22 protein-coding genes are annotated in these 26,681 nt (G+C 72.9%); 13 read left to right on the forward strand and 9 right to left on the reverse strand.

Annotated elements, in window-relative coordinates:
* Nucleotides 1-26 precede the first annotated feature (26 nt).
* A complete protein-coding gene (locus tag OG559_RS21930) occupies nucleotides 27-1,310 on the reverse strand; it encodes a serine hydrolase domain-containing protein (RefSeq protein WP_405106473.1) in 1,284 nt (427 codons plus the stop codon).
* A 121-nt stretch (nucleotides 1,311-1,431) separates the two neighbouring features.
* Here OG559_RS21930 and OG559_RS21935 point away from each other — a divergent pair, with 121 nt between their 5' ends.
* A complete protein-coding gene (locus OG559_RS21935; protein ID WP_405106474.1) occupies nucleotides 1,432-3,591 on the forward strand; it encodes a PucR family transcriptional regulator ligand-binding domain-containing protein in 2,160 nt (719 codons plus the stop codon).
* Between the two features lie 229 nt (nucleotides 3,592-3,820).
* Here the strand turns inward: OG559_RS21935 and OG559_RS21940 are convergent, their stop codons facing one another.
* Nucleotides 3,821-5,170: a hypothetical protein gene (locus tag OG559_RS21940; protein ID WP_405106476.1), complete on the reverse strand. Its 1,350-nt coding sequence runs from the start codon at nucleotides 5,168-5,170 to the stop codon at nucleotides 3,821-3,823.
* A gap of 87 nt (nucleotides 5,171-5,257) precedes the next feature.
* On the opposite strand from OG559_RS21940, the gene murD reads away from it, so the two are divergent.
* Entirely contained in the window at nucleotides 5,258-6,607 is a 1,350-nt protein-coding gene (gene murD / locus OG559_RS21945) for a UDP-N-acetylmuramoyl-L-alanine--D-glutamate ligase (protein ID WP_405106478.1), read from the forward strand.
* A 422-nt stretch (nucleotides 6,608-7,029) separates the two neighbouring features.
* Here the strand turns inward: murD and OG559_RS21950 are convergent, their stop codons facing one another.
* From OG559_RS21950 to OG559_RS21965, 4 genes are all read right to left on the reverse strand, one after another.
* Nucleotides 7,030-8,007: an NAD(+)/NADH kinase gene (locus tag OG559_RS21950; RefSeq protein ID WP_405106480.1), complete on the reverse strand. Its 978-nt coding sequence runs from the start codon at nucleotides 8,005-8,007 to the stop codon at nucleotides 7,030-7,032.
* Nucleotides 8,008-8,264: 257 nt separating this feature from the next.
* Nucleotides 8,265-8,867, reverse strand: coding sequence for a DUF6114 domain-containing protein (locus OG559_RS21955; RefSeq protein WP_405106482.1), 603 nt, complete (start codon nucleotides 8,865-8,867; stop codon nucleotides 8,265-8,267).
* A gap of 1 nt (nucleotide 8,868) precedes the next feature.
* Nucleotides 8,869-9,498 carry a DUF6230 family protein gene (locus OG559_RS21960; protein WP_405106484.1) on the reverse strand — a complete coding sequence of 210 codons (630 nt, stop codon included), beginning with the start codon at nucleotides 9,496-9,498 and terminating at the stop codon, nucleotides 8,869-8,871.
* Between the two features lie 230 nt (nucleotides 9,499-9,728).
* Complete coding sequence (locus OG559_RS21965) at nucleotides 9,729-10,511, reverse strand: TetR/AcrR family transcriptional regulator (RefSeq protein WP_405106486.1); 783 nt, start codon at nucleotides 10,509-10,511, stop codon at nucleotides 9,729-9,731.
* A gap of 543 nt (nucleotides 10,512-11,054) precedes the next feature.
* Between OG559_RS21965 and OG559_RS21970 the strand changes: the two genes are divergently transcribed.
* Complete coding sequence (locus OG559_RS21970; protein WP_405106488.1) at nucleotides 11,055-11,729, forward strand: Tat pathway signal sequence domain protein; 675 nt, start codon at nucleotides 11,055-11,057, stop codon at nucleotides 11,727-11,729.
* A gap of 61 nt (nucleotides 11,730-11,790) precedes the next feature.
* Here the strand turns inward: OG559_RS21970 and OG559_RS21975 are convergent, their stop codons facing one another.
* A complete protein-coding gene (locus OG559_RS21975) occupies nucleotides 11,791-12,810 on the reverse strand; it encodes a hypothetical protein (RefSeq protein ID WP_405106490.1) in 1,020 nt (339 codons plus the stop codon).
* Nucleotides 12,811-13,073: 263 nt separating this feature from the next.
* Between OG559_RS21975 and OG559_RS21980 the strand changes: the two genes are divergently transcribed.
* Together OG559_RS21980 and OG559_RS21985 are read left to right on the forward strand one after the other, a co-directional pair.
* Nucleotides 13,074-14,381 carry an aspartate aminotransferase family protein gene (locus OG559_RS21980; RefSeq protein WP_405106492.1) on the forward strand — a complete coding sequence of 436 codons (1,308 nt, stop codon included), beginning with the start codon at nucleotides 13,074-13,076 and terminating at the stop codon, nucleotides 14,379-14,381.
* Nucleotides 14,382-14,401: 20 nt separating this feature from the next.
* The gene (locus OG559_RS21985) at nucleotides 14,402-15,886 is read left to right on the forward strand and encodes a CoA-acylating methylmalonate-semialdehyde dehydrogenase (RefSeq protein WP_405116864.1); all 1,485 of its coding nucleotides are present in this window, start codon (nucleotides 14,402-14,404) and stop codon (nucleotides 15,884-15,886) included.
* Here OG559_RS21985 and OG559_RS21990 read toward each other — a convergent pair.
* Nucleotides 15,858-17,231 (reverse strand): acyltransferase, encoded by a 1,374-nt coding sequence (locus OG559_RS21990; protein WP_405106494.1) that lies wholly within the window; start codon nucleotides 17,229-17,231, stop codon nucleotides 15,858-15,860. The two genes, OG559_RS21985 and OG559_RS21990, sit on opposite strands and share 29 nt — an antisense overlap.
* Before the next feature lie 156 nt (nucleotides 17,232-17,387).
* Here OG559_RS21990 and ngcE (OG559_RS21995) point away from each other — a divergent pair, with 156 nt between their 5' ends.
* The 5 genes from ngcE (OG559_RS21995) (at nucleotide 17,388) to OG559_RS22015 (ending at nucleotide 22,345) form a co-directional block, all read left to right on the forward strand.
* Nucleotides 17,388-18,803: an N-acetylglucosamine/diacetylchitobiose ABC transporter substrate-binding protein gene (gene ngcE, locus OG559_RS21995; RefSeq protein WP_405106496.1), complete on the forward strand. Its 1,416-nt coding sequence runs from the start codon at nucleotides 17,388-17,390 to the stop codon at nucleotides 18,801-18,803.
* Entirely contained in the window at nucleotides 18,800-19,708 is a 909-nt protein-coding gene (locus tag OG559_RS22000; protein WP_405106498.1) for a carbohydrate ABC transporter permease, read from the forward strand. The genes ngcE (OG559_RS21995) and OG559_RS22000 overlap by 4 nt, the downstream gene beginning before the upstream one ends.
* Nucleotides 19,705-20,610, forward strand: coding sequence for a carbohydrate ABC transporter permease (locus tag OG559_RS22005; RefSeq protein ID WP_405106500.1), 906 nt, complete (start codon nucleotides 19,705-19,707; stop codon nucleotides 20,608-20,610). Before OG559_RS22000 ends, OG559_RS22005 begins: the two co-directional genes overlap by 4 nt.
* A gap of 308 nt (nucleotides 20,611-20,918) precedes the next feature.
* Nucleotides 20,919-21,626 carry a hypothetical protein gene (locus OG559_RS22010; protein ID WP_405106501.1) on the forward strand — a complete coding sequence of 236 codons (708 nt, stop codon included), beginning with the start codon at nucleotides 20,919-20,921 and terminating at the stop codon, nucleotides 21,624-21,626.
* A 284-nt stretch (nucleotides 21,627-21,910) separates the two neighbouring features.
* A complete protein-coding gene (locus OG559_RS22015; protein ID WP_405106503.1) occupies nucleotides 21,911-22,345 on the forward strand; it encodes a hypothetical protein in 435 nt (144 codons plus the stop codon).
* Here OG559_RS22015 and OG559_RS22020 read toward each other — a convergent pair.
* Nucleotides 22,315-23,304 (reverse strand): N-acetylglucosamine kinase, encoded by a 990-nt coding sequence (locus OG559_RS22020; RefSeq protein WP_405106505.1) that lies wholly within the window; start codon nucleotides 23,302-23,304, stop codon nucleotides 22,315-22,317. The two genes, OG559_RS22015 and OG559_RS22020, sit on opposite strands and share 31 nt — an antisense overlap.
* A gap of 198 nt (nucleotides 23,305-23,502) precedes the next feature.
* Between OG559_RS22020 and OG559_RS22025 the strand changes: the two genes are divergently transcribed.
* Genes OG559_RS22025 through ngcE (OG559_RS22035) form a run of 3 tightly spaced genes read left to right on the forward strand, consistent with a single transcriptional unit; the run spans nucleotide 23,503 to nucleotide 26,671 of the window.
* On the forward strand, nucleotides 23,503-24,459 hold the full coding sequence (locus tag OG559_RS22025) for a MurR/RpiR family transcriptional regulator (RefSeq protein WP_405106507.1): 957 nt from the start codon (nucleotides 23,503-23,505) through the stop codon (nucleotides 24,457-24,459).
* Nucleotides 24,456-25,205 carry an SIS domain-containing protein gene (locus OG559_RS22030; protein WP_405106509.1) on the forward strand — a complete coding sequence of 250 codons (750 nt, stop codon included), beginning with the start codon at nucleotides 24,456-24,458 and terminating at the stop codon, nucleotides 25,203-25,205. Before OG559_RS22025 ends, OG559_RS22030 begins: the two co-directional genes overlap by 4 nt.
* A 26-nt stretch (nucleotides 25,206-25,231) precedes the next feature.
* Nucleotides 25,232-26,671, forward strand: coding sequence for an N-acetylglucosamine/diacetylchitobiose ABC transporter substrate-binding protein (gene ngcE, locus OG559_RS22035; protein WP_405106511.1), 1,440 nt, complete (start codon nucleotides 25,232-25,234; stop codon nucleotides 26,669-26,671).
* Nucleotides 26,672-26,681: the final 10 nt, after the last annotated feature.

Consider the following 26,681-nt stretch of genomic DNA (forward strand, 5'->3'; position numbering starts at 1 on the left):
CGTTCCGCCCACCGCTGGCGGCCGGGTCAGGCGGGGAAGTACGTCGACCAGAAGTTGTGGGTCGGCCAGCTCGTCACGGCGCTCGACGCCGTCCACAGCGCGGAGTCGATCGGGGCGTAGCTCAGCCCGGAGGGATCGTCGCGCCGGTTGAACACCGCCGCCCAGCTCAGCCCGTGGTACGTGCGGACCAGCAGGCTGTACGTACCGGCGAAGCTGCCGGTGTGCCAGATGTTGCGTCCGGTGCCGCCGGTGACCGGGCGGGCCGCCCAGCCCATCCCGTAGTACCAACCGTCCGGGTTCACCCCGAGCCCGGCGGGCGTGGCGAAGACCTGCCCGGTCGAGGTGCTGTTGAGCACCGGGCTGCCACTTTCGAACGCGCGGGCCCAGCGGACCAGGTCGACCGCCGAGGCGAGCCAGCCGCCGTTGGCGTCGTGCAGCCGCATGCTGAACGTGCCGTACGGGGCGTTGACGACCGTGCCGGAGTTGTCCAGCACGGTCGGGCCCGTGTACTGGGACTCGTAGCCGACCTCGCCGCTGTGCGGGCTGATCGTCCACCCGGTCGCCATCCGGGTGATGCCCAGCGGCGCGAGCAGCTTCTGCCGCACGTACGTCTCGTAGGGCAGGCCGCTGACCTTCTCCACGATCCGACCGGCCAGCAGGTAGCCGTAGTTGCTGTAGGAGACCGTCGAGCCGGGGGCGTGCGACAGCGGCTGGCCGGACATGTACCGGATGACATCGGCGTGCGTCAGCTCCATCGGCACCCCGAGCGAGCTGGCGATGACCCCGTCCTTGAACAGGGGGTCGAACGCCGTCAGGTCCCGGTTCCAACCGCCGGTGTGCTGGAGCAGCCGCCGGAGGGTGACCTGGGGCAGCCGGGAATCGGTCGCCTGGCCGGCCGGCGGGGTGAACTGGAGGAACTGCGTGATCGGATCGTCGAGGCCCAGCTTGCCGTCCTGGGCCAGCCGGACCAGCGCGGCGGCGGTCAGCGACTTGGAGAGGCTGGCCACCCGGAACAGCGAGGTCGGCTGGATGGGCTGGGGGGAGTTGTCGCCGTACCCCCGGGCGAGCACCAACCGCCCCTGGTAGGTGACCGCGAGCTGCCCGGCGGATATGTGTCTGGCCTGCATGAACGCCTTCATCGCGTTGTCGAACGCGCTCAGCGCGGCGACCGTGGTGCCGGTGGCGGTCCAGGTGTCCGGCAACGCCTGGGCCGCCGTCGCGCCCACCCCCAGCGCCCCCAGCGCCCCCGCCCCTGCGGCGGCGCCCACCAGCTTGCCGAACCCGCGCCGGCTGACAGTTGTCCCGTCCATGCCGCTCCTTCCGATTGGTCGTGATCGAAAGGCACCGTACTGCACAAGATCGATGTCGAGGGGGCACGGCCGGGCCGACTGGTGGTACAGGATCGACGTCACGGACGGTAGCGTGTCGCCCGTGTTCCCTACCGTCCGTGAGGTCCTTGCGTTGGACCCGGTCCGCCATGGCGCGCCCCGCCTGGTCGCCGGGGAGGCTGGCCTGGACCGGCCGGTGCGCTGGGTGCACGTGGCCGAGGTGCCGGACATCGCCACCCTGCTGCGCGGCGGCGAACTGGTGCTCACCACCGGCATCGGGCTGCCCGCCGACGACGCCGGCCTGCGCGTGTTCATCGGCGCACTGGCCGACGTCGGGGTCTCCGGTCTGGTGGTCGAGCTGGGTCGCCGGTACGTCAGCGGCGTGCCCCGGGTGATGGCCGCCGCCGCCGAGCGGCGCGGCCTGCCGCTGGTGGAGTTGCGCCGGGCCACCCCGTTCGTCCGGGTGACCGAGGCCGTGCACGCGCTGATCGTCGACGCCCAGCTCACCGAGTTGCGGGCGACCGAGGAGATCCACCAGCGGTTCACCGAGCTGTCGGTCGAGGGCGCCGGCCCGGCGGAGGTGGTCCGGCAGGCCGCCGAGCTGTCCGGCTGCCCGGTGGTGCTGGAGAACCTGTCCCGGCAGGTGCTCGCGTACGACCCGGCGGGGGAGAGCGCCGAGCTGCTGCTGGACGGCTGGGAGCAGCACTCGCGGCGGATCAGCCCGGCCGGGCGCACCGCGTACGACTCGGACAGTGGCTGGCTGGTGACCACCGTCGGGGCCCGTGGGCAGGACTGGGGCCGGCTGCTGCTGCGCTGGCCGGGCGGCGGTGAGCTGACCACCCCCGCGCCGGTCCCCGACGGGATGCCGGACCTGGAGGCGGGTCAAGTTGGGCAGGTCCCGGGTGGACCGCCGACCCGGCTGACCATCCTCGTCGAGCGGGCCGCCTCCGCCCTCGCGCTGGGGCGGCTGATCCGCCGCGACGCGGAAGGGTTGGAGCGGCAGATCCACCGGACGCTGCTCACCGCCCTGCTGGACCACTCCCGCCCCGTCGACGAGGTGGCCCTGCGGGCCCGGGCGCTCGGGGTGGTGCTGGAACGCCGGCACCTGGTCGGCGTGGTGGTGCGGTACCGGGCCGACGAGCCGGCCGCCGAGGTGGGCAGCCCGGGCGAGTCCGGCCAGGTCGACCCGGAGGCCGGACCGGCCCGGCTGCGGGACCTGTCCGAGGCGGTCGGGCAGGCCCTGGACGAGGCGAAGCTGATCGGGTTGAGCAGCGCCATCGACGACCAGGCCGTCGGCGTGCTGCTCGCCCTGCCCGACGCGGCGGCCGAGGAGCGGGCGCTGGCCGCCTTCGCCGCGGCGCTGCGCCGCAACCGGATGGACGCCGCCCCGCCCCGCCCGCCCGACGCGGTCCCCGCCCGCCCCGGCGGATCCGCCCCGGGTGCTACCCCCGCCCGAACCGGTACGAGCGCTGCGGGTGCCGGGTCCGCCCGAACCGGTACGAGCGCTGCGGGTGCCGGGTCCGCCCGAACCGGTACGAGCGCTGCGGGTGCCGGGTCCGCCCGAACCGGTACGACCGCTGCGGGTGCCGGGTCCGTCCGAACCGGTACGACCGCTGCGGGTGCCGGGTCCGTCCGAACCGGTACGACCGCTGCGGGTGCCGGGTCCGCCCGAACCGGTACGACCGCTGCGGGTGCCGGGTCCGTCCGGCCGGGCGGCGCCGGCCCTGCGGCCCTGGCCGGGCTCGGCGCGCCCCCGCACGCCCGGACCGCCGGGACCGGCGCACCGCCGTCGCTGCTCCGGACCGCCGGGCCGGCCTCGGTGATCGTCGCCGCCGGGTCCGGGGTGGGCAGCCTGCGGGAGGCACGCCGTTCGCTGGTCGAGGCGCGGCAGGTCGCCGACGCGGCCCGCCGGGACCGCAGGGACCTGCCGATCTTCCGGCTGCCGCATGTCGGGCTGGCCGGCCTGCTGCACCTGCTGCGGGACGAGCCGCGCCTCCAGACCTTCGTCGAGCGCGAGCTGGGCGCACTGCTGGCGTACGACGCCCGGCACCCCCGGGAGCAGCTGCTCGGCACCCTGCGGGCGTACCTGGAGCAGGGCCGGAACAAGTCGGCCGGTGCCGCCGCGGCACACCTGTCCCGGCCCGCCTTCTACGAGCGGCTGGCCCGCATCGCCCGGATCCTCGACGTCGACCTCCACTCCGTGGAGGCGTGCATCTCCCTACACGTCGCACTGCTCGCCCTGGACGCCGTCCGCACCCCCTGACCCACCCCACCCCTCCCTGGCCCCGTTGATCATGAAGTTATTGCTACGACACGCGGAGCCGGACGGCAATAACTTCATGATCAACGGGGCGGGGCGGGGCCAGGTGGGGCCGGGGCGGGGCCAGGTGGGGGCGGGGCGGGGCCAGGTGGGGCCGGGCCGGGTGGGGCCGGGTGGGGCCGGGTGGGGTGGGGCCGCCCACCATGAAACAGCCCCCGCCGGCGTGGGTGGGTCAGGTTTGGGCGGTCAGGGCCTTGGCGTAGGGGGCGGGGATGTGGTTGGGGCCGCCCGGGGTGAAGACGTCCGAGTTGGCCGCCGCCGACCAGGCGGTCTCCGGGATCGCGTCGACCAGGGCGCGGACGGTCGGGGCCTCGCGCCACTGGTCCTGCTCGGCCAACAGGCTGAGCGCCACCACCGACTCCTCGACCTCGCCGACGCACTCGAACGGCTTGTGCCCGTCGACGCCCAGCAGCTCCCGGTACCCGGGGATCTGGGCCGCGTCGGCCAGCAGGTCGCCGCCGAAGATGTGGATGATCCGCTCGCGCGGCATGAACGGCGCCATGGCCAGGAAGACGAACCGGCACTTCGGGCAGTCGCGGCACCACCGCTCGCTCGCGTCGCGCAGCTTGAACGCGGCGTTGCAGCTCGTCACCACGTCGTCGTACCGGTCGATCGCGGCGAACAGCCGGGCGATGTGCAGCTCGGACAGCGAGCGCAGCAGCGAGAAGTACGGCTCGGTGAGCCCCGCGTGCTCGGCCAGCGCCGCCCGCAGCAGCCCCTCCGCCTCGACCCCCTTGGACCACTGGTGGTTGATCTCGTGCCCGTTCCAGACGAGGTTCGGGTCGGACGCGGACCGCTCGTTGGACATCACCACCGGGCCGAGCCCGTTGAGCACCGCCGTGGCGACCGCGATCAGCGAGTTGATCGCGGTGACCGGGATGTGGCCGTTGCGCGCGCCGGCCGCGTTGAGGTCGAACAGCACCGGGTCGAGCCGCCGCCGGGCGGCAAGGGGGGCCAGCCCGGACGCCGCGTTGACGGAGACGATGACGTGGTTCGGGTTCACCGAGAACGGCACCGGGTCGAGGCCGGCCCGGCGCAGCGCCTCCAGGCTGACGATGGAGTCCTTGCCGCCGCCGACGGCCGACAGTGGGCGCAGGTCGGAGTTGTCGTACTCGCGGGCGGGCGACACCGAGCCCGGGGGGATCTCCGGGAGCAGCTCCAGCACGTGCGGGAGCTGGTTGCGGTACGCGTACTCGGCGAGGCCCCTGGTGTAGACGGCGGTGACCAGCTCGGCGGCGGCCGGGCCGAGCGGCGCCGGCAGCACCAGCCGGGGCGGCGCGGCGGCCTTGTAGTAGCTGACCCCGGCGACGACGTGCAGCAGCTCCAGGACCCGGCCCAGGGTGGCCACCGTCTCGTCCGAGGGTGGCCCGGCCGGCAGCGGCAGGGTGATCACCTCGGTGAACCGTTGCTCGCCGTCGGGGCCGGTGAGGGCGTAGTCGAACAACGCCTCTCCGGTGGCGAGGTCGATCGAGTAGGACGGGAAGGTGAAGGCGTCCATCCGCCGGAGCTGCTCGTTGGGCACACGCCATACTAGGCCCTGGTTCGTCCGGCCGTGCCCGGCTGCGCCGGACCGGGCCGCCGACCGTCCCCCAGCCCGAGGAGAACACCTGTGCGCCTGTCTGACCTGCGCGGACGTGCCGTCGCCGTCTGGGGTGCCGGCCGGGAGGGCCGGGCGGCGGTGACCGCGATCGCCGCGCACGGCCCGGCCGGCCTGGTCGCCGTGGACGACAGCGCCAACTTCCTCGCCCTGCCGTGGGACAGCCCGCTGGCCGAGGCGGCCCCGCTGGTCACCGGCGACGAGGGCCTCGCCCGGCTGGCCGCCGCCGACGTGGTGGTCCGCTCCCCCGGGGTGCCGAACACCCACCCGTGGATGGTCGAGCTGCGCCGCCGGGGCGTCACCGTCACCCAGGGCAGCGCGTTGTGGATGGCCGACCACGCCCGGCGTACGGTCGGGGTGACCGGCAGCAAGGGCAAGTCCACCACGTCCAGCCTGATCAGCCATCTGCTCACCGCGGTCGACCGGTCGAACGTCTTCGGCGGCAACATCGGGGTGCCGCTGCTGGACCTGCCCGAGTCCGACCTGTACGTGCTGGAGCTGTCCAGCTACCAGTGCACCGACCTGACCGACTCGCCCCGGGTCGCGGTGGTCACCTCGCTCTTCCCCGAGCACCTGGACGCGCACGGCGGCGAGCGGGAGTACTACCGGGACAAGCTCAACCTGCTGGCGTACGGGCCGGAGACCGTGGTGGTCAACGGCGCCGATCCGCGGCTCGCCGCCGAACTGGGCGACCGGTCGGCCGTGCGCGCCGGCTCCCCGGACACCACCCACGTGGCCACCGGCCCGGACGGCGCGCCCTGGTTCCACCTCGCTGACCGGCCACTGTTCCCCCGCGCCGTGCTGCCCCTGGTGGGCCGGCACAACGAGGGCAACCTGTGTGTCGCACTCGCCGTGCTCGACGCCATCGGCGTGGACGTGGTGGCCCGGAAGGACACCCTCGCCGTCGCGGTCGCCGGGTTCCAGGGGCTGGCCCACCGGCTCACCGAGATCGCCGACCCGTCCGGGCTGACCTTCGTCGACGACACCCTGGCCACCAGTCCGTACGCGGCGATGCACGCGATCGACGCGTACGAGGGGCGGCCGTTGACGGTGATCGTCGGGGGCGCCGACCGGGGGCTGGACTACACGCCGCTGCGCGAGCACCTGGCCGAGCGGGAGCTGACCGTGCTCGGCATCCCGGACAGCGGGGAGCGGATCGCGGGTGCCCTCGCCGGGCTGCCGAAGGTGCGTACCGAGGTGGTCGAGGACCTGGTCGCCGCCGTGCGCCGGGCCCGGGAGCTGACCCCGGCCGACGGGGTGGTGCTGCTCTCCCCGGCCGCGCCCAGCTACGGGCGGTTCCGCAACTTCGAGCACCGCTCCGAGGTCTTCGCCGAGGCGGTCCGGGACACCGCCGCCGGTTAGGTTCTGCCGCAGGCTCGGTGGTGGGGCGGCGCGTAACCAGCCGAGGGTTTCGGCCGTCGTGCGTTGGCCCCAGGGGATGCGCGCGCTGCCGACATCATCGGCCTTCACCGGGTCGGCCTATCCTCCTTCGGCTCCTGTGGAGCTGCCCCGTTTGTGCTACCGATTGAGCGGGAGCGTAGACGGGGCAGCTCCACAGGAGCCGAATGGCAGGTCCCCGACCGGACGCGGGGCGCAGTCGGCCGGCCGCCGCACGACTGGCCGGCGTGCGGGGCGGCAGGGGGCGGTGATCTCCCGGGGCGTTCGCGAAAGAGGGGACACAGCGCAGACCGGCGAGGCCGGGGCCCTGCCCCCGGATCTCGGGTCAGCCTCAAGGCGCGGAACGAAAGTCCCGGAGGCTGGAGAACCCAGGATTGCGACAGAACCTAGTCCGCCGCAGCCGCCTCGTCCCGCGACTGCCGCAGCCGCCGGGCGCGCTCCCGCAGGTGCTCGGGTACGAGTTCGAGCAGTTGGTCGGGGCGCAGCGGCAGGTCGAGGAGGCTGAGCTTGATGCGGTTGCGTCGCCCGAGTGCGGCGGCGTCGAACCGGACCACGTTGACGACGTTCGGTCGTAGCCGCAGGATCACGTGGCCCCTGGGCCCGATCCGGCTGACGGCCGCGCCGTCGAGGGACATCCGCAGGGTCTCCTCCTCGGAGGGGTTGCGGAGCGTGACGGTTTCCTCGCCGCCGAGGACGATGGTGCGGCTGACGCCCGACATGGGCGCGACCGGCGTCAGCCCGATCGCGGGGATCGACGGGGAGATGACCGGTCCTCCCGCGGCGTAGTTGTAGGCGGTGGAACCGGTGGGCGTGCACGCGATCACCGCGTCACAACGGTAGTAGCCGTGGCGGACGTCGTTGATCTCCAGGTCCAGGGTCACCGCCGTCCCTGGCCGTTCGCAGGTGAGCACGATGTCGTTGAACGAGGTCGCCGGCCCGGGGGAGTCGGTATCGCCGTCGACTTCCAGGCAGCTGTGTGGTTCGAGGCTGAATCGGCCGTTGACCATCTCCTCGAGCGCCGCGGGCAGTTGCACCGGGGAGACCTCGATGAGGAACCCGAGGTTGCCGTGGTTGACGCCGAGCACGGGAGTCTGCCGCCCCGCCATCAGGCGCATGGCGCCGAGCATGGTGCCGTCCCCGCCGAGGCTGATCACGGCGTCGACGCGCTCGACGAACTCCTGGTCGTTCATGGCCAGCACGCCGTCGCCCAGCCGGGCGGCGTCGCCCGGGCGCGCCACGACGGGTGAGCCGTGACGCGCGGCGGCCCGCGTCACCGTCGCGACCGACTCGCTGACGTCGTTGCGCGGATGAACCACCAGGCCCAGGACGAACGGCTCCGGTCCTGGTGTGGGCACGTCGGTCATGCTTTTCTCCCGTCCCGGGTGGGCCGGTCTGTCCGCAGGGCCACCCGATCAGGGCACAGGTTACGCACCGGACGGCCCGGGGGTCCGCAGCACCGGGAAAGCCATCCCCGGCCGGTTCGCTCGCGTAGTGCCTGCTCACCGCGTCGTGGGGGTGGGCGCCGGGGCCGCGCACCCGGCTGGCGCGCGTTCCCTGGCCGAAGGTGCCGGCCCTCACCGGCCCCCGCAGGCCAGGCCGTCCGGTGCGCCCACCCGCGCGGCTACGTCTGGTCGACTCCCCACCGGTGCCGCCCGTCGGTCACGGGGACGGGCTCGGGACCGGCGGGAGCCTCCGGACCGGCGGGAGCCTCCGGACCGGCGGGAGCCTCCGGGTCCATCGGGTCCACTGCGGTCGTCGCGGCGGGTTGGGTCGCCGGGGCGGTGCCGGGGCGGGGCGTCCTGGCCGGGGTCCAGGCGAACGCCAGGCAACCGCCGACCAGCGCGAGCAGCATCCCGACGAAGAACCCGCCCAAATTGGAGGTCAGCCAGGAGACCAGGGCGAGCACCAGGGAGACCAGCGCGTAGAAGATCCGCTGGGGCGGGTGGGCCACCAGCAGCACGCCGCAGAGCAGCAGGATGACCGGCACGAGGTAGCCGGCCAGCCCCTGCGGCCCGATGTGCAGGATCACCGGCAGCGGGGCGCGCAGGGTCACCAGGATCTCGGCGCCGCCGAGGGCGACCAGCAGCCCGCCCCAGAAGGGGCGGCTGCGCCGCCAGGCCCGCCACCGGCCGCCCCGCGTCTCGCCACCGCGCGTTGCCCCGGCCACGCGTGCCCCGCCACCACGCCACGCCCTGGCCACGCGTGCCCCGCCACCGTCGGTCATCTCAGCACCCTTCGGAGGTGAACCGCATCCGCAGGTTCGGCAGGGTGAAGACCGCCGCCGTGGTCGCGTAGTTGTTCTGCCGCAGGTCGGTGATGGTCACCGTGTCGGCCTGCTGGCCGAAGACCCCCGGGTTGCCCCGCACTCCGGGCACCTGATCCAGCGTGCTGGCGTCCTGCCCGATGTCGATGGACTTGAACGAGGCGTTGCCGGAGAGCTCGTCCGAGTCCACGACCAGGGTGCGGGCGCTGACCGGCTTGCCGCCGTTGCCGGCGGTGAGCTTCATGTACATGCCGCCGAGGTTGATGCTCTGGCACAGGTTGGTCAGCTCGGCCTTGTCGATCGCCGAGACGATCACGACGACCTGGCCGCCCGTGTCGCCCTGGTTGGGGCTGTCCTCGATCATCTGGTCGAGGGTGGCGAACTGCTCGAACCCGGTCCCGCTGAGCTTGTCGGCGGTGACCACGAAGGGCATTCCGGAGATCGCGAACTGAGCGCCGAGCACTCCCTGGGCGGTCAGCACCACCATTCCTGCGGCGCCGGCGCCGACGACGGCCAGGCTGGCCGCGAACCGCCGCCAGCGCACGCCGCCCTGGGGCGGGACCGGCTCGATGGGTACGGTGTCGTCCGACATGACGGCTCCTCTTCGAGATCGATTCGTCCGCGACAATGCGATGAACGCGACGCGGATCATGGGGGATGATCTGAATTGGTTGCGCGTTGTGCTGTTCGGGTCGCTGCCCCGCGAAGTTACCGCCGAGTAAAGGGCGGGTCAAGATTGACGTCCGGTGGAATCGGCGGATCTGCGAAATGCGGCCAATAGTGAGAAACCGCAGCGGTTTCTGATCGTGGTCGGCGGGTCGGTCAGGCGCCCGGCCTGCGCGAGTGGGCCGGGTCGGCCGCGCAGGGGGCCGTAGCGCCCGGGGTGGCGTCCGCGCCGGAGGCCTGGGCGGCCCGGCCGCCGGCGGCCGGGCCGAGGAACGGTGCCGTCATGGCGTACGTCAGCGCCGGCAGGAGCTGGGGCAGTTCCGCCGTGCGGCCCTGGGCGACCCGCTGCCGGACGGTGGTGTGGATGCCGCCGACCACGGCGGTGACCAGCAGTTCGTCGTCCTGTTCGGTCAGCGGGGACCGGGGGCGGGGCGGGCGGAAGAACCGGTGGAACTCCGCCAGTAGCAGGTCCCGCTCGCCCCGGGCGGCCGGGCCGGCGGCGTCGATCTCCACCAGCGCCATCCGGGCGAACGCGGGCACGCTGGCCAGCACCTCCAGCAGGGTCCGCAGGGTGGCCCGCGCGGTGTCCGTCCAGTCCGGCCCGGCTGCGGCGTAGGCGTCGTCCATCAGGCGCAGCAGGACGGCGGTGCCGTGCCGGTAGGTGGCCAGGAAGGCGTCCTCCTTGCCGGCGAAGAGGGTGTAGAAGGCGGGGCGGGTCACCCCGGCCGCGCGGCAGATGTCGGTGACCCGGGCGTTGTCGTAGCCCCTCGCCGCCACCTCGTGGACGAGACCGTCGAACAGTCGGTCGCGCTGGGTCGCCGCCACCGCCTCGGCGGACAGGCGGCGCGGGCCGCGTTTGATCGCCCGTTCGGGATCGCGGCCGGGGCGGGCTCCGGGAAGGGGGGTCGCCCCGGCCGCCGGGTGCGGTGCCAGCGACATTGACATCGACCTCCCTGAATCAACGATTGACTTTGCGACCCTCCGGGGTTTATAACTTCACCACGTTGAGTTCCGGTCGTGTCACTCATGGTCATCCTCACCGGACGGCCGCACCGAGCAGCGCCGAAGGAGGGCTCGATGTTCGCCATTATCGCTGACCGCACCCTCGCACCCAAGGCCGGAAGATCGCAGGTGACGCGGCTGCGCCGCAGTGCACCAGCCCGCACCGCCCGCTGACCGGCAGGAAGCTCTCGGGCCCGGTGTTCACCGGTCGCCCGGCCGCCGATGCGCGCACGTCGCGCCGCCCGGCGGCGTCCAACCCGCCGCCGAGGCTGTCCCCGGCGGCGTCCAATCCGCCGTCGAGGCCGTCCCCGGCGACGGGCCCCACCCGCCGCCGAGGCTGTCCCCGGCGACGGCCCATCGGCCGCGATGTGTCCCTACGCGGCCGTCCCCCGAGCGGCCATCCGGTCGCGCCCGGTCCACGCCGGGCACGGTCGACCCCGGCCGGCCGCCACCGTCGCACCACCGTCGAAAGGATCCACCATGCCCAGGTACGGACGCGCCGTCGTCGGCCTCGCCGCCGCCGCGCTGCTCGGCTCCCTCGTCGCGGCGGCCCCCGCTGCCGCAGCCCCGCCCGCCTCCCTCGCCAACACGGTGCTCACCACCGGCAGCGTTGCCGGCACCGCCGTCGCGGTCGGGGACGTCCTGCAGGCCAGCCTTCAGGCCACCACCACCGCCAACTTCTACTCCTCCGCCACCGGCACCACCGGCGTGAAGTGCGCCGCGTCCGCCTTCACCGCCAAGGTGCTGACCAACCCGGCCGCGCCGGGGACCGCCACCGAGAGCCTCACCGGGCAGACCTTCACCAGCTGCACCACCAACGTGGTCGGCACGCTCGGCGTCAACAGCGTGCTCGTCAACAACCTGCCGTACTCCGTCTCCGTCACCAGCGCCGGCGCGGTCACCCTCACCGGGGCGATCCAGAGCACCGTCTCGCTGCGCACCCTGCTCGGGAACATCACCTGCGTCTACAAGGCCAACGGCAACACCGTGAAGGGGACGGCGTCCAACGCCACCACCTCGATCGCCTTCGTCAACCAGCCCTTCACCAAGTCCGCCGGGCCGGGCACCTGCTTCTCGACCGCGTACTTCAGCGCCACGTACTCGCCGGTCCGGGACACCACCCAGGCGGGCAGCCCGATCGTCTACGTGAACTGACCCCACGCACCCGGTCCGGGTCGGCGTCCGACATCCCCGTCGGGCGTCGGCCCGCGCCGCCTCAGCCGGCGGCGAGGCTCGCGTGCAGGGCGCGCATCGACCGGATCGCCGAGCGGATCTCCTGAAGGTGGCGGCCCGGGGTGAGCGCCGGCTCGGGCAGCCGGGCCAGGCCCGGCACCTCCGGGTCGACGCCGACGGTCTCGATCGCGCACCCGTACGGCACGGCGAGGGTGCGCAGCGCGTCGCAGTGCTGGAACGGCACGTAGATCGGCGCGGTGACCACCAGCACCGGATCGCCCGGCGAGAGCCGCACGTGCTCGGCCCAGAACCGCTGGGTGTCGGCCGTGTGTGCCCGCCGCCGGTCCGGCTCGCTGGACGGGGCGGCGAGCACCCGCACCGGGGGCAGCCCCGCCGGCCGGTAGGTCCGCGAGGACCAGGAGTGGTGCGGGTGCCCGGCGTCCGCCCCGTCGGACGCGGCCGGCCCGGCCACCCGGAACGCCAGCCGGACCGCCGCGTCGAGGGCGTCCACCTCGGTGTCGCCGCCCGTCACGCCCGCCTCGGCCAGCGCCCGCAGCTCGGCGCCGGACAGCGGACGGAAGCTGCCCAGCACGGCCACCTCGCCGGCCACCCGCGTGCCGGAACGCAGCAGGTGCGCGGCGTACCCGACCCGGCGCAGGCAGGCGTGCGCCAGCCCGCCGAGGACGACCAGGTGGGCGTACCCGGGGCGGGCCGGCGGGACCGGGCGGACCAGGCCGAGCGCGGACGCCGCGGCGAGCACCAGCCCGGCGGTGCGCGGGTCGAGGGCCGGCTCCCGGGCCTCGGGGCGTTCCCGGCCGCCCCGGAAGTCCCAGTGCCGGGCGGAGAAGTCGTCCAGCCACGCCAGCACCGCCGCCAGGTTCCCGGCCGGCCAGTCCCCGCCGAAGCGCGCCACCAGCTCCCGCAGCGGCGGCGAGGTCACCCAGGACCGCACGCCGTCGGCGATCTCCTGCGGGGTCGTGCCAGCCCCGCCGCTCGGCAGCGCCACGTGGGCGCCGGTGTGCCGCTGGCGCGGCGCCGACAGGTCGTCCGGGATGATCGGCACTCGCCGGATCGTACCGGCAGCCGCCCTCCCGGAGGCCGCGGCCCCGTGGGCGCGCCACCCGGCCCCTGTTGCGGAAAGAGTCGTCTCGGCCGGATCTGACCACCGGAAACGCCGCTCTGGTGCCCGGAGCGTGCCGGAAATCGTGGTGGTCGGTTGACGTGGTGTCAGGCGGTGGCCGGCGGTGCGCTACACAGTGGCAGTTGTCCCCGCGCCGTCCGGGTGGGAGCGTGCGGTGACCGCCAACGCCCTGAAGGGTGCGACGAATGACCGACGACCTGCTGGCCCGGCACCGGGCCGTGCTGCCTTCCTGGATGCCGCTCTACTACGCCGAGCCGATCGAGCTGGTCGCCGGCTCCGGTCGCCGGGTCACCGACGCGCGGGGACGCAGCTACCTGGACTTCTTCGGTGGCGTGCTGACCAACATGATCGGCTACGACATCCCGGAGATCCGGGAGGCCGTCGAGCGGCAGCTCCGCACGGGCGTCGTGCACAGCTCGACGCTCTACCTGATCCGCCAGCAGGTCGAGCTGGCCGAGAAGATCGCCCGGCTCTCCGGCATCCCCGACGCCCGGGTGTTCTTCACCAACTCCGGCACCGAGGCCAACGAGGCCGCCCTGCTGGCCGCCACCAACCACCGCCGCTCGCACCAGATCCTCGCGGTGCGCAACAGCTACCACGGCCGGTCGTACGCGGCGATGGGCGTCACCGGGAACCGGAGCTGGTCGGCCAGCGCGCTCAACCCCCTCCAGGTGGCCTGGCTGCACTCCGGCGAGCGGCTGCGCGGCCTGCTGTCCCGGCTCGACCCGGCCGACCGGGTCGACGCCGCGGTGGAGGACCTGCGCGAGGTGCTCGCCACCCAGACGGCCGGCGATGTGGCCTGCCTGATCGCCGAGCCGGTCCAGGGCGTCGGTGGGTTCGTGCACGGCCCGGACGGCCTGTTCGCCGCCTGGAAGAAGGAACTCGACGCCCACGGCATCCTGCTGATCTCCGACGAGGTGCAGACCGGCTGGGGGCGCACCGGCGAGCACTTCTGGGGGTACCAGGCGCACGGCGTCACCCCGGACCTGCTCACCTTCGCCAAGGGCATCGGCAACGGCTTCGCCCTGGCCGGGGTGGTCGGCCGGGCCGAGATCATGGAGTCGGTGCCGGCGATCAGCTTCTCCACCTTCGGCGGCAACCCGGTCTCCACGGCCGCCGGCAACGCCGTCCTGGACTACCTGCTCGACCACGACCTGCAGGCCAACGCCGCCCGCACCGGGGCGATCCTCGCCGACGGCCTGCGCGCCGCCGTGGGCGGCCTCGACTGCGTCGCCGAGGTACGCGGCAAGGGCCTGATGCTCGGCGTCGAGTTCGTCCACCCCGGCGGCGTCGAGCCCGACCCGACGCTGACCACGCTCGTGTTCGAGGCGTGCCGGGCCGGCGGCCTGCTGGTCGGCAAGGGCGGCCTGTACGGCAACGTGCTGCGGATGGGGCCGCCGCTGACCCTCACCGAGGACGAGGCCCGCGAAGGGCTGGCCATCCTCGTCGAGGCGATCCGCGCCTCGGCGGCGGCGCCCGGGGCGGCGGCGTGAGCGCGGCGGGGGACGGGCCGGTGATCGGGCACTTCGTCGACGGCGAGCGGGTCGACGGCACGTCCACCCGGCGCGGCGACGTCTTCGACCCGGCCACCGGCCGGCGCACCGGGCAGGTGGCGCTGGCCTGCGCCGAGGACGTGGCGGTCGCGGTACGGGCCGCCGGGCGGGCCGCGCGGAGCTGGCGGGACGCCTCCCTGGCGAAGCGGACGGCCGTGCTGTTCGCCTTCCGCGAGCTGGTGAACGCCCGCCGGGACCGGCTCGCCGAGGTGATCACCGCCGAGCACGGCAAGGTGCTCGCCGACGCCGCCGGCGAGGTGCAGCGCGGCCTGGAGGTCATCGAGTACGCCTGCGGCATCCCCTCGGTGCTGCGCGGCGGGTTCAGCGAGAACGTCTCCACCGAGGTCGACTCGTACAGCCTGCGCCAGCCGCTCGGGGTGGTCGCGGTGATCGCCCCGTTCAACTTCCCGGTGATGGTGCCGCTGTGGTTCGTCCCGGTCGCGGTGGCCTGCGGCAACGCGGTGGTGCTCAAGCCGAGCGAGAAGGACCCGGGCGCGGCGCTGCTGCTGGCCGAGTGGTTCGCCGAGGCCGGCCTGCCCGACGGGGTGCTCAACGTGGTCAACGGCGACGCCGAGGCGGTCGACGCCCTGCTCGACCACCCCGACGTGCGGGCGGTGTCGTTCGTCGGCTCCACCCCGGTCGCCCGGCATGTGCACCAGCGCGGCACCGCCGCCGGCAAGCGGGTGCAGGCCCTCGGCGGGGCGAAGAACCACATGGTGGTGCTCCCGGACGCCGACCTGGACCTGGCCGCCGACGCGGCGGTCAACGCCGGGTTCGGCTCGGCGGGGGAGCGGTGCATGGCGATCTCCGCGCTGGTCGCGGTGGAGCCGGTCGCCGACGCCCTGGTGGCGCGGATCGCCGAGCGGATGGCCCGGCTGCGCACCGGCGACGGCCGGCGGGGCTGCGACATGGGTCCCCTGGTGACCGCCGCGCACGCGGCCCGGGTGCGCGGGTACGTCGAGGCGGGGGTGGCCGCCGGGGCGGTCCCGGTGGTCGACGGGCGGGGCGTCACCCCGGACGGGGACCCGGCCGGGTTCTGGCTCGGCCCGACCCTGTTCGACCGGGTCACCCCGGACATGTCGATCTACACCGACGAGATCTTCGGCCCGGTGCTCGGCGTCCTGCGGGTCGGCTCGTACGACGAGGCGGTGGACCTGGTCAACGCCAACCCGTACGGCAACGGCACGGCGATCTTCACCAACGACGGCGGCGCGGCCCGGCGCTACCAGCACGAGGTGGAGGTCGGCATGGTCGGCATCAACGTGCCGATCCCGGTGCCGATGGCGTACTACTCCTTCGGCGGCTGGAAGGCGTCCCTCTTCGGTGACCTGCACGCCCACGGCGCGGACGGGGTGGCGTTCTTCACCCGCGGCAAGGTGGTCACCAGCCGGTGGCCTGATCCCCGGCACGGCGGGGTCAACCTCGGGTTCCCCACCCAGACCTGAGTAGCCGGAGCAGCCCCGCCCCGGCCAGGTACGCGATCAGCGCCGGGGCGGGCAGCCCCAGCGGCGCGGGCGCGCTCTTCGGGGTGACGGTGTTGACCAGCAGCCCGCCGAGCACGGCGGCGTACCCGGCGACCACCAGCGCGGTCCGGACCCGCCGGCCGCCCGTCGACCGTCCCCCGGCCGACCGGTGCCGGCCGGCCCGTGCCTCGACCGGCCCGAAGACGGCGACCAGGCCGGCCAGCACCAGGGCGAGCAGCAGCAGCCACGGCACCCGCCAGGCGTACCAGGCCGTGGTCCCCGCCGCCGGGGTGGGCAGCAGGCCGACGGCGTCCAGCAGCCCGATCAGCAGCAGGACGGCGGTGAGGTGCCAGAGGAACACGGTCAGCACCACGGAGTTGACCGCGATCACCGCCTGCCACGGGCCGGGCCGGCGCAGCCACCGCCGCGCCGGGTCGGCCAGCAGCAGGATCAGCCCGAGCTGCGCGGTGGCCAGGGCGAGCAGTGCCAGGCTGGGCGGGCCGTCGTTCTCCAGCCGCTCACCGGGCACGTGCAGCATGGCGACCGGGTACGGCCCGATGGTGGTGAGCAGCAGCAGCGCGCCGAACCCGCCGACCAGCAGGGCCGTCGCCGCCCGCCGCGAGGTCGGCAGGGGATGCCGGGCGTTGTCGCGTCCCGGGTCCCCGGCCGGCCGGGCGTGGGCGTCGTACCAGGCGAAGCCGACCTGGTGCACGGCGAGCCAGCCGGCCAGCTGGTTGCCGGTGGCCAGCGCCTCCGGCCCGGCCAGCCGACCCAGGTCGCCGAGGGCCACGAGCCCGACCAGCGCCACCGGCACGGCGAGCCCGAAGCGGCGGTGCAGCGCGTGCATCGGCGGGGTGAGGGCCACGACGGCCAGGTAGGGCACGAGGAACCACAGCGGGATGGTGGCGAACCAGACCACCTCGCGGACCTGGGCCGGGTCGATGCCCCACAGGTGGGCGCCCGCCGCGCCGAGGGCCAGGACCAGCAGCAGGACGGTGGTCGGCGGCACCAGCCGGGCGCTGCGGTCAAGCAGCCAGCCGGTGGCGTCGCCGCCCCGGCCCCGGTGCGCGGTCAGCGAGGCCGCGTTGGCGAACCCGCCGACCAGGAAGAACACGGGAAGCACCTGGGCGACCCAGGTCAGCGGGTACGCCCACGGCAGGTCGCCGAGCGCCGAGTGCCCGGTGGGCCGCCCGGCGGCGTCCCGGCCGATCACGGTGACGCCCCAGTGACCGACGACGACCATCCCGATCGCGACCGCCCGGAGCAGGTCGACGTAGCGCTCGCGCCCTGCCGGCGTGCGCTCGGCGAGCTGCCGGAGGCGGCGCATGGGCTCAGGCTATGCCAGGCCGGGCTGCCCGGTGGTGATAACGGTTCGGTGGCCAGGGCTTGAAGTCGACGCCCTCCTGCCGTAGAAATTCTTCAGTCGACTTCAGTGACGTGAAGAGAAAAAACAGATCCGCCCGGGACGATCCGAGGAGCAACGATGGACAGGCGTGACATCCTGCGGCGCAGCGCCGCCGCCGGCCTGCTGGCCACCCCCGCCGCCGGCCTGCTCGCCGGCTGCGCCAGTTCCGGCGGCGACGACTCCGCCGACGCCGAGGTGTACAAGGGCACCAAGTCCGCGGAGAACCCGCTCGGGGTCGCCGAGGACGCCCCGCTGGAGGTCGTCATCTTCAACGGCGGCTTCGGCGAGGACTACGCCAAGGCCCACGAGGCCATGTACACCGCGAAGCACCCGAAGGCCAAGATCAAGCACTCGGCCACCGCGGAGATCAGCAAGACCCTCCAGCCGCGCTTCGTCGACGGCACCCCGCCGGACGTGGTGAACAACTCCGGCGCCGGGCAGATCGACTTCAACGGCCTGGTCTCCCAGAACGCCCTCGCCGACCTGGGCGAGCTGCTCGCCGCCCCGAGCCTCGACATTCCCGGCAAGACCGTCAAGGACACCCTGCTGCCGGGCGCGGTCGAGGTCGGCTCGTACGACGGCAAGTTCCTGGTGATGAACTACACCTACACCGTCTACGGCATCTGGCACTCCACCAAGCTCTTCGCCGACCGGGGCTGGGAGTACGCGAAGACCTGGGACGAGCACATCGCCCTGTGCAAGAAGATCAAGGCCGCGGGTATCGCCCCCTGGACGTACGCGGGTAAGCACCCCCGCTACATGAGCTGGCCGGTGATCTCCACCGCGATCAAGTTCGGTGGCCCCTCGGTCGCCATGGCGATCGACAACCTGGAGCCGAACGCCTGGAAGTCCGACGCGATGAAGGCCGCGGCCGACGCCTGGCACCAGATCGTCAAGGACAAGTTCATCCTCGACGGCTCGCCCGGCCTGGACCACGTCCAGTCGCAGACCGCGTGGTGCCAGGGCAAGGCCGCGTTCATCTCCTGCGGCTCCTGGCTGGAGAGCGAGCAGAAGGCGGTCACCCCGGCCGGGTTCAACATGACCGTCGCGCCCACCCCGAGCCTGGGCGCCGGCGACAAGCTGCCGTTCGAGGCGGTCCGGGGCACCGCCGGCGAGCCGTTCATGGTGCCGGCCAAGGCGAAGAACGTCGCCGGCGGCCTGGAGTACTTCCGCACCATGCTGTCGAAGCAGGGCGCACAGGACTTCACGAAGAAGGTCTCCAGCCTCACCGTGATCGCCGGTGCCACCGAGGGCGTCGAGCTGCCGTTCGGGCTGACCAGCGTGGTCAAGGCCCTGGAGGCGTCCGGTGCCAACGGCTTCAACTGGGTCTACAACAACTACTACCGCAAGCTGGAGCGCAACCTCGTCGACGCCGCCTGCGGCGAGTTCTTCAGCGGACGGATCGGCCCGGCGGAGTTCCTCGCCCAGTGCCAGAAGGGCGCCGACTCGATCGCCGCCGACACCTCGATCAAGAAGTACAAGCGGTCGGCGTGAAGCACGGCAAAATCCCGCTGATCGTCACCTTCCTGGTACCGCCCCTGCTGCTCTACGTCGTTTTCGTCGTGTCGCCGTACCTTCAGGCGTTCCAGATCTCCACCACCGACTGGCTCGGCTACTCGGCCGAGGCCAACCCGGTGGGGCTGGCCAACTTCAAGGCCCTGTGGCACGACGACTACGTGTGGAACGCGCTGAAGAACAACGCGATCCTGCTCGCCCTGGTGCCCGTGTTCACCATCGCGTTCGGGTTGTTCTTCGCCACGATGCTCAGCATGGGTGGGCGCCGGGGCCGGGCCGGGGTCACCGGGGTACGCGGCGGCGCGTTCTACCGCACCGTCTACTTCTTCCCGCAGGTGCTCTCGGTGGTGATCATCGCGGCGCTGTGGAAGGAGGTCTACCACCCCACGAGCGGGCTGCTCAACGGCATCCTGGGGACGGTGGGGCTGTCCGGGCCGGCCTGGCTGGGCGACCCGGACTTCGCCTTCTGGTGCGTGCTGGCGGTGATGGTGTGGTCCAACGTCGGGTTCTACGTGGTGCTCTTCGGGGCCGCCATGTCGGCGATCCCGAGGGAGATCTACGAGGCGGTGCTGCTCGACGGGGCGTCCCGGTGGGCCACCCTGCGCCGGATCACCATCCCGCTGCTCTGGGACACCGTGCAGGTCGCCTGGATCTATTTGGCCGTCGCGGCCCTGGACGGGTTCATCCTGGTGCAGCTCATGACCAACGGTGGCCCCAACTTCTCCTCGGACGTGATCGGGGTGCGGATGTACGACACGGCGTTCGGCAGCGAGACCAAGTTCGGCTACGCGTCGGCGATCGGCGTGGTGATGTTCTTCCTGACCCTGTCGGTGGCCGTGCTGGCGCTGCGGGTCAGCCGGCGGGAACGGATCGAGCTGTCATGACCGCTCTGGACAGGCCCGTCGGCGTGGTCGTCGACGGTGACCGGGCCGCCCGGGAACCCCGGCCGGTACGCCGCGAGCGGGGAGTCGTGAATCTCCTCTCGCACGGCTTCCTGTTGTTCTGGAGCGCGTTGACCGTGCTGCCGCTGCTGTGGATGCTCGTCAGCTCGTTCAAGACCAACGCCGAGATCATCGCCGACCCGTGGGGCCTGCCCGGCGCGCTGCGGTTCGACAACTGGGCCCGGGCCTGGACCGGGGCGCACATCGGCCGGTACTTCCTCAACAGCGCCGTGGTGGTCACCGGCTCGGTCGCCCTCACCATGCTGATGGGGGCCACCGCCGCGTACGTCTTCGCCCGGTACGAGTTCCGGGGCCGCCAGCTCGCCTACTACCTGTTCGTCGGCGGGCTGATGTTCCCGGTCTTCCTGGCGCTGGTGCCGCTGTTCTTCGTGGTCCGCAGTGCCGGGCTGTTCGGCACCTGGACCGGGCTGGTGCTGGTCTACGCGGCGTACTCGCTGCCGTTCACGGTCTTCTTCCTCACCGCGTTCTTCCGCACCCTGCCCACCTCGGTCGCGGAGGCGGCGCTGGTCGACGGGTGCGGCCACTTCCGGCTGTTCTTCCGGGTGATGCTGCCGATGGCCCGACCGGGACTGATCAGCGTCGCCATCTTCAACTTCCTCAGCCACTGGAACCAGTTCCTGCTGCCGCAGGTGCTGCTCCAGGGCGACGATTCGAAGTGGATGCTCGCCCAGGGCCTGGCCGCCCTGTCGATCAGCCAGGGATACGCCGGCGACTACGCCCAGCTCTTCGCCGGCCTCACCATCGCGGTGATCCCGGTGCTGGTGGTGTACCTGCTCTTCCAGCGTCAGGTGCAGTCCGGGCTCACCGCCGGCCAGCTCAAGTAGCTGACCCGGTAGCGGTTCTGGTGCGGCGTCGCCACCGACCGCGCGGCGGGTCGGCCCGGCTGACCTGGTCCCGGCCGACCCCGCCGCCGGTCGGCTCACCCGGACTGCCGTCGCCGCCGGCCGGCTCGGGGGCCGTCCGGGTCCAGCTCGGCGCAGACCAACTCGTCGAGGCTGGCCCGGACCCCGTCGGCCTTCGGGTCGTCGACGTCGTCGAGGATGGCAAGCGCGTGCCGCCACGCGGCGGCGGCCCTCTCGGGGTCGCCGGCCCCGCGCAGGGTGTCGCCGAGGTTCGCCCCTGCCTCGGCCCCATGCGACAGCGAAACTCACGCGTGCTGGGCGTCGTCCTGACCGCCGCGTGTGTGATCACCCTGATGCCGGGCTGCGGTGACGGCGCGGCCCGCACGTCGGACGAGGCCGTGGCCAGCGCAGCCGTGGTGGATCCCCGGGCGCTGCGGTTCAAGGAGTACTCCTACACCCCCCAGCAGACGCCGGAGGCGTTGGCGGCGGCGGACTTCGTCAAAGTCACCGCGGTCGGGACCGTCGAGGGTTTCCGGGAGGGCGTGACGTACCTGACGGAGCCGGCCGACACCCCCTATCCCCGGGTCTACATGGTGGTGCGGGTGGATCGGGCGTTCAAGGGCGCTGCCGACCGCAGTGTGCTCGCGGACGGACGACTGTTCGTCGAGTTCGACCGGGGACCGATCAACACGCTGGACGGAAAGACGCCGTTGAATTCAATGGACGTGTTCGAGCGTGAGGTTCCGCGGGGGACCAGGGTCGCCCTCTTCCTCACCGATGCGCCGACGATTTCCAATCGGGTGGTGAATGCGGAACTCGCTCCCCGGGTACGGACGTTGGTTCCCCACCCGCAGGGCCTCGTCTTCGAGGACAGGAGTCGATCCGGTGGGGAGCGCCTGGTGCCCGGGCTGATCGCTCCTCAGGAGCTCCCTGGGCCATGGCGTGCCCTCTCCTCGCTGGGCGAGCTGACGAATCGCATGGCGAAGGTCCGGCAATAACCGATCGATTCGGAGGAAACAATGCGGAATGGATTGATGATCGCTCCCCTCGCATTGGGCGCGGTGCTCGCGATCGGTGGGGTCGCCGCGCCCGCCCAGGCGGTCGCCGGCGTGGGGTCCGGCTCCGCGGCGGCACCCGCCGGGGGCCGCCACGGCCTGCTCGTTGGTCTGGAACGACAGGTACACGGCGGGGATCTCGTGCGACTACGGCCCGTTCAAGGGGTGGGCGAGGTGCAGCAACGGGGCGGTGGCCTTCGGCGATGAGGAGGGCGGGAGCCGCCCTGGTGGCGCTCACGGTCGGCCTGGGTGTCGCCACGTCGTGGGCGGGCCCGGCCGTGGCGGCGGTCGCCTGGGAAAAGAATTCCGCCACCGGCGGGGATGTCGACAACGGACATCCCAAGAATTGCACCGATGACGATCCCTTCAGCCATTCCGTCGCGTGTTGGCAGCCGTACGGTGACGTGCTCTTGATCTCCAACAACAGCACGCTCGGCAGCACGCCCACCGCGGTCTGGTGGAACTACTACCCGAGCGACAGCACGCTCTACCGGCAGGGCACCTGCACCTTCACCTCCAACGGTTGGGGGTACTGCAACAAGGACATGCACGAGGGCAGCCTGATCAAGCTCCGGGTCTGCGACAGTCCCAATTCGGAACGGCGGGCGTGGGTCGTGCTCGACCGGCGCCGTCATGTCGTCGGCGGCACCAGCAGCGGATGAAGGTCCGCCGGGTCGGTGACCTCGGGCAGGTCCCGGGCGGCGAGCCAGGCCGCCGCCGCGGCACCGTCGCCGGCGGTGCGCAGCGGCGCGTCCGGCCATCGCCGGCCCAGCTCCGCCCGGACCGCCGCGGCCAGCGGGGTGTCGCCGGTGAGTAGGCCGCCACCGAGGACCACCGGGTCGACAGCGCCGGGCGGACGGATCCGCCCGGCGCTTTCCGCCAGTTGTCCGGCGGCCTCGTCGAGCAGCCCGGTGGCGACCGGGTCGCCCGCGGCGGCGGCGGCCACCACGAGCGGCGCCAGCCGGGCCAGTTCCACCGGCGGACGGCGGGTCACGGCCTGGACCACCGTGTCGACGGTGTCCCGGGGGCGGGCCGCCACCCGGTCGGAGCCGACCAGTTCGGTGAGCACCTGGGCGGCCAGCGGCCCCGCGGCCCGGCCCCGGTCCAGGTCGGCCAGGAGCCGACGGACCGCCTCACGGCCCAGCCAGAAGCCCGAGCCCGCGTCGCCGAGCAGCCAGCCGTGCCCGTCAGCCACGCGATCCAGCCGCAGGTCGCTGACCTGTGCGGCGATCGCGCCGGTGCCGGCGATGAGCACCGTGCCGTCCGGGCTGGCGGTGCCCGAGGCGTACGCCACCAGAGCGTCGCCGTGCACCGTGTAGGGGCAGCGTAGCCCGGCGTCCCGCCAGGCCCGGTCGAAGGCGGCCTTCCCGGCCGGGTCGGCGAGCAGCCGGCCGGCACCGGCCAGCCCGATGGTACCGGCCCGGACCCGGGCCGGGTCCGCCCCCGACAGGGCCCCGCGCAGGGCGGTCAACAGCTCCCCGGCGGCCCGCTCGGCGCCGTGGCTGGTCGGGTTGCCCCCGCCACCCCGCCCGGCGCCGAGGCGTTCCCCGGCCAGGGTGAGGGCGACCGCCCGGGTGGACGTACCCCCGACGTCGAGACCGACCACGACGGTGTCGGACATCGTTTGGGCCTCCCTGGACTGCGGGTGCGGGCGGACTCATGCTGGTCGGCCCGGCTGCCGGAGGCAAGACCCCGGGCCCGGTCGGCGGCTGTTGTCCAGGTAACGGTTTGAAAACTTCGCCCACGGTCTTGACACCGGGGGGCCTTTAGTAAGAAATTTTACCACTAACAGTTAAGAACCTTTTCCGAAAGGCGTCGCATGGTGGATCACGAGGTGGAGACCCCCGGGGGCACCGCCGTGGTCGACGCCGACACGGCCGACCGGCGGGGCGCGCTCCCCACCGACGGCGTGCTCGCCCGGGTCCGGGCCGGCGTGGGCGAGCTGACCGGCGCCCTGCGCCGGGTCGCCGAGCACGTGCTCAGCGACCCGGAGTCCGCGGCCCGCGCGACCATCGTCGAGCTGGCCGAGCGCAGCGGCACCTCCCCGGCCACCATCACCCGGTTCTGCCGGGCGATGGGCTTCGAGGGGTACGCGGACCTGCGGCTCGGCATCGCCGCCGAGACCGGCCGGGCCCGCTCCGCCGGCTGGACCGTCGACATCGGCCGGGAGATCCAGCCCGGCGATCCCCTGGAGCGGGTGCTCGGCCAGATCATGGCAGCCGACACCCGGGCCATGCACGACACCGCGGCGCTGCTCGACCTGACCGAGGTCGAGCGGGCGGCGGTGGCCATCGCCGGCGCCAGCCGGGTCAACATCTTCGGCGCCTCCGGCAGCGCCCTGGTCGGCGCGGAGATGCAGTTCAGCCTGCACCGCATCGGGGTGGCCGCCTGGGCCTGGAGCGACGTGCACGAGGGTCTGGCCAGCGCCGCGCTGCTGGGCCCCGGCGACGTGGCGCTGGGCATCTCGCACACCGGGCAGACCCGGGAGACCATCGAGATGCTCGCCGAGGCGGGCAGCCGGGGCACGACCACCGTCGCCCTCACCGGCTTCCCCCGCTCGCCGCTGGCCGAACTGGCGGACATCGTGCTGCTCACCGCCAGCCAGGCCACCACCTTCCGACCGGACGCGCTGTCCGCCCGGCACCCGCAGCTCGTCGTGCTCGACCTGCTCTACATCGCGGTGGCGCAGCGCACCCACGCCCGCGCCCACGCGGCCTTCCGGCGCACCGCCCAGGCCGTCGACGGGCACAAGGCGGCAAAGGGGGCCGCCGCATGATCAGCGCACGGGGGTACGCTGACGCCGTCCGTCCCGTCCTCGACCGGGTCGTCGACTCGCAGGCCGAGGCGGTCGACCGGGCCGCCGACCTGATCGCCGCCAGCCTGCGCGCCGGCGGGGTGCTCCAGGCGTTCGGCGCCGGCCACTCCGAGGTGTTGGCCGCCGAGCTGGTGGCCCGGGCCGGCGGGCTGGTCCCGACCAACCGGATCACCCTGCACGATCTGGTGCTGCACGGCGACGCTCCCCGCGACCTGCTCGCCGACCCGAAGCTGGAACGCGACCCGGCCGTCGCCCACCAGCTCTACGCCCTGGCCGCCCCGCGCCCGCGGGACGTCTTCCTGATCGCGTCCCAGTCCGGCATCAACGGCTCGGTGGTCGAGCTGGCGACGCTGGTCAGGGGCAACGGCCATCCGCTGATCGCGGTCACCTCCGTCGAGCACACCGCTCGGGTCGCCCCTCGGCACCCGTCGGGGCACCGGCTCGCCGACCTCGCCGACGTCGTGCTGGACAACGGCGCGCCGTACGGTGACGCACTGCTGCCGCTCGAGGGCGGCGGCGCGGTCTGTGCGGTCTCCTCGGTCACCGCCGCGCTGCTGGCGCAGCTGCTGACCGCCGAGGTCGTACGACGGTTCCACCAGGCCGGAGAGGTACCCCCTGTCTACCTCTCCGCCAACGTCCCCGGTGGGGACGAGCACAACCTCGCCCTTGAGTCGCGGTACGCCGGGCGTCTCCGGCGGACCGCCTGATTCGACACCACCAAGGAGAGACAACGATGTCGGTTACCCCCGAGCACCCGGCCGATCTGAACCGCCGGACCCTGCTGCGCCGCGCCGCCGCCGCGGGCCTGCTCGCCATCCCGGCCGCCGGCCTGCTCAGCGCCTGCGCGACCAGCGGCTCCGACGAGGAGGGCAACACCAAGGCCGAGACCGGCACCAAGAGCGCCACCAACCCGCTCGGTGTCAAGGACGACGCCCCGCTGGAGGTGATCATCTTCAACGGCGGTTACGGCGAGAAGTACGCCACCGACGTGCACGAGCCGCTCTACAAGAAGGCGTTCCCCAAGGCGGAGGTCAAGCACCAGGCGACCCAGGCGGTTTCCACGGTGCTCCAGCCCCGGTTCGCCTCCGGCAACCCGCCGGAGTTCGTCAACAACTCGGGCGAGAAGCTGATGGACTTCGGCGCCCTGGTCGCCGACGGGCAGCTTCAGGACCTCACCGAGCTGTGGGACGCCCCGTCGGTCGACGACCCGAGCAAGAAGGTCCGCGACACCGTGGTCCCCGGCACCGTCGATGCCGGCTCGTTCAACGGCAAGCCGTACGTTCTCTACTACGTCTCCACCGTCTTCGGCATCTGGTACTCCGGCAAGCTGTTCAAGGACAACGGCTGGGCGCCCGCGAAGGACTGGAGCGAGTTCACCGCCCTGCTCGACAAGATCAAGGCCAAGGGCATCACCCCCTACGGCTACGCCGGCGCGAACGCCGCGTACTACCAGTGGAACGTGATCCTCACCCAGGCCGCGAAGATCGGCGGCGCGGACGTGTTGAAGAACATCGACAACCTGGAGGACGGCGCCTGGCAGCAGGACGCCGTCAAGCAGGCCGCCACGGCGTGGGCCGAAATCGGTGCCAAGTACATCGACAAGAGCTTCGAGGGGCTCAAGCACACCGACGTGCAGCTCCGGCAGAACCAGTACAAGTTGGCCTTCTACCCCAGCGGCGACTGGCTGGAGGGCGAGCAGAAGAAGGACACCCCGGCCGGCTTCGAGTACCAGCTCATGCCGGTGCCGAGCCTGGCGGGGTCCGACAAGCTGCCGGCCACCGCCCTGCGGGCCACGGCGGGTGAGGGCTACTTCGTCTCGGCCAAGAGCAAGAACCCGCGCGGCGGCCTGGAGTACATGCGCCAGATGCTGTCCACGGCCGGCGCGAAGGGCTTCACCGAGGTGGTCAAGGCCCCGACCGTCGTCACCGCCGGCTCGGACGGGTACGCCTTCCCGCCCGGCGTGGCCAGCTCGCAGGCCGCGCTCAAGGCGGCCGGCCCGGACGTGTTCAACATCTACTTCGACGGTTGGTACAAGGAGCTGGACACCGAGGTCCGCACCGCCACCAACGAGTTGATGTTCGGCCGCATCAAGGCCGACGCCTTCGTCGAGCGGGTGCAGAAGCGCGCCGACGCCATCAAGAAGGACAGCTCCATCACCAAGTTCAAGCGCTGATCGGAGCGGG

Origin of the sequence: Micromonospora sp. NBC_01405, from assembly GCF_045040155.1 — a bacterium.
Classification (GTDB): Bacteria; Actinomycetota; Actinomycetes; order Mycobacteriales; family Micromonosporaceae; genus Micromonospora.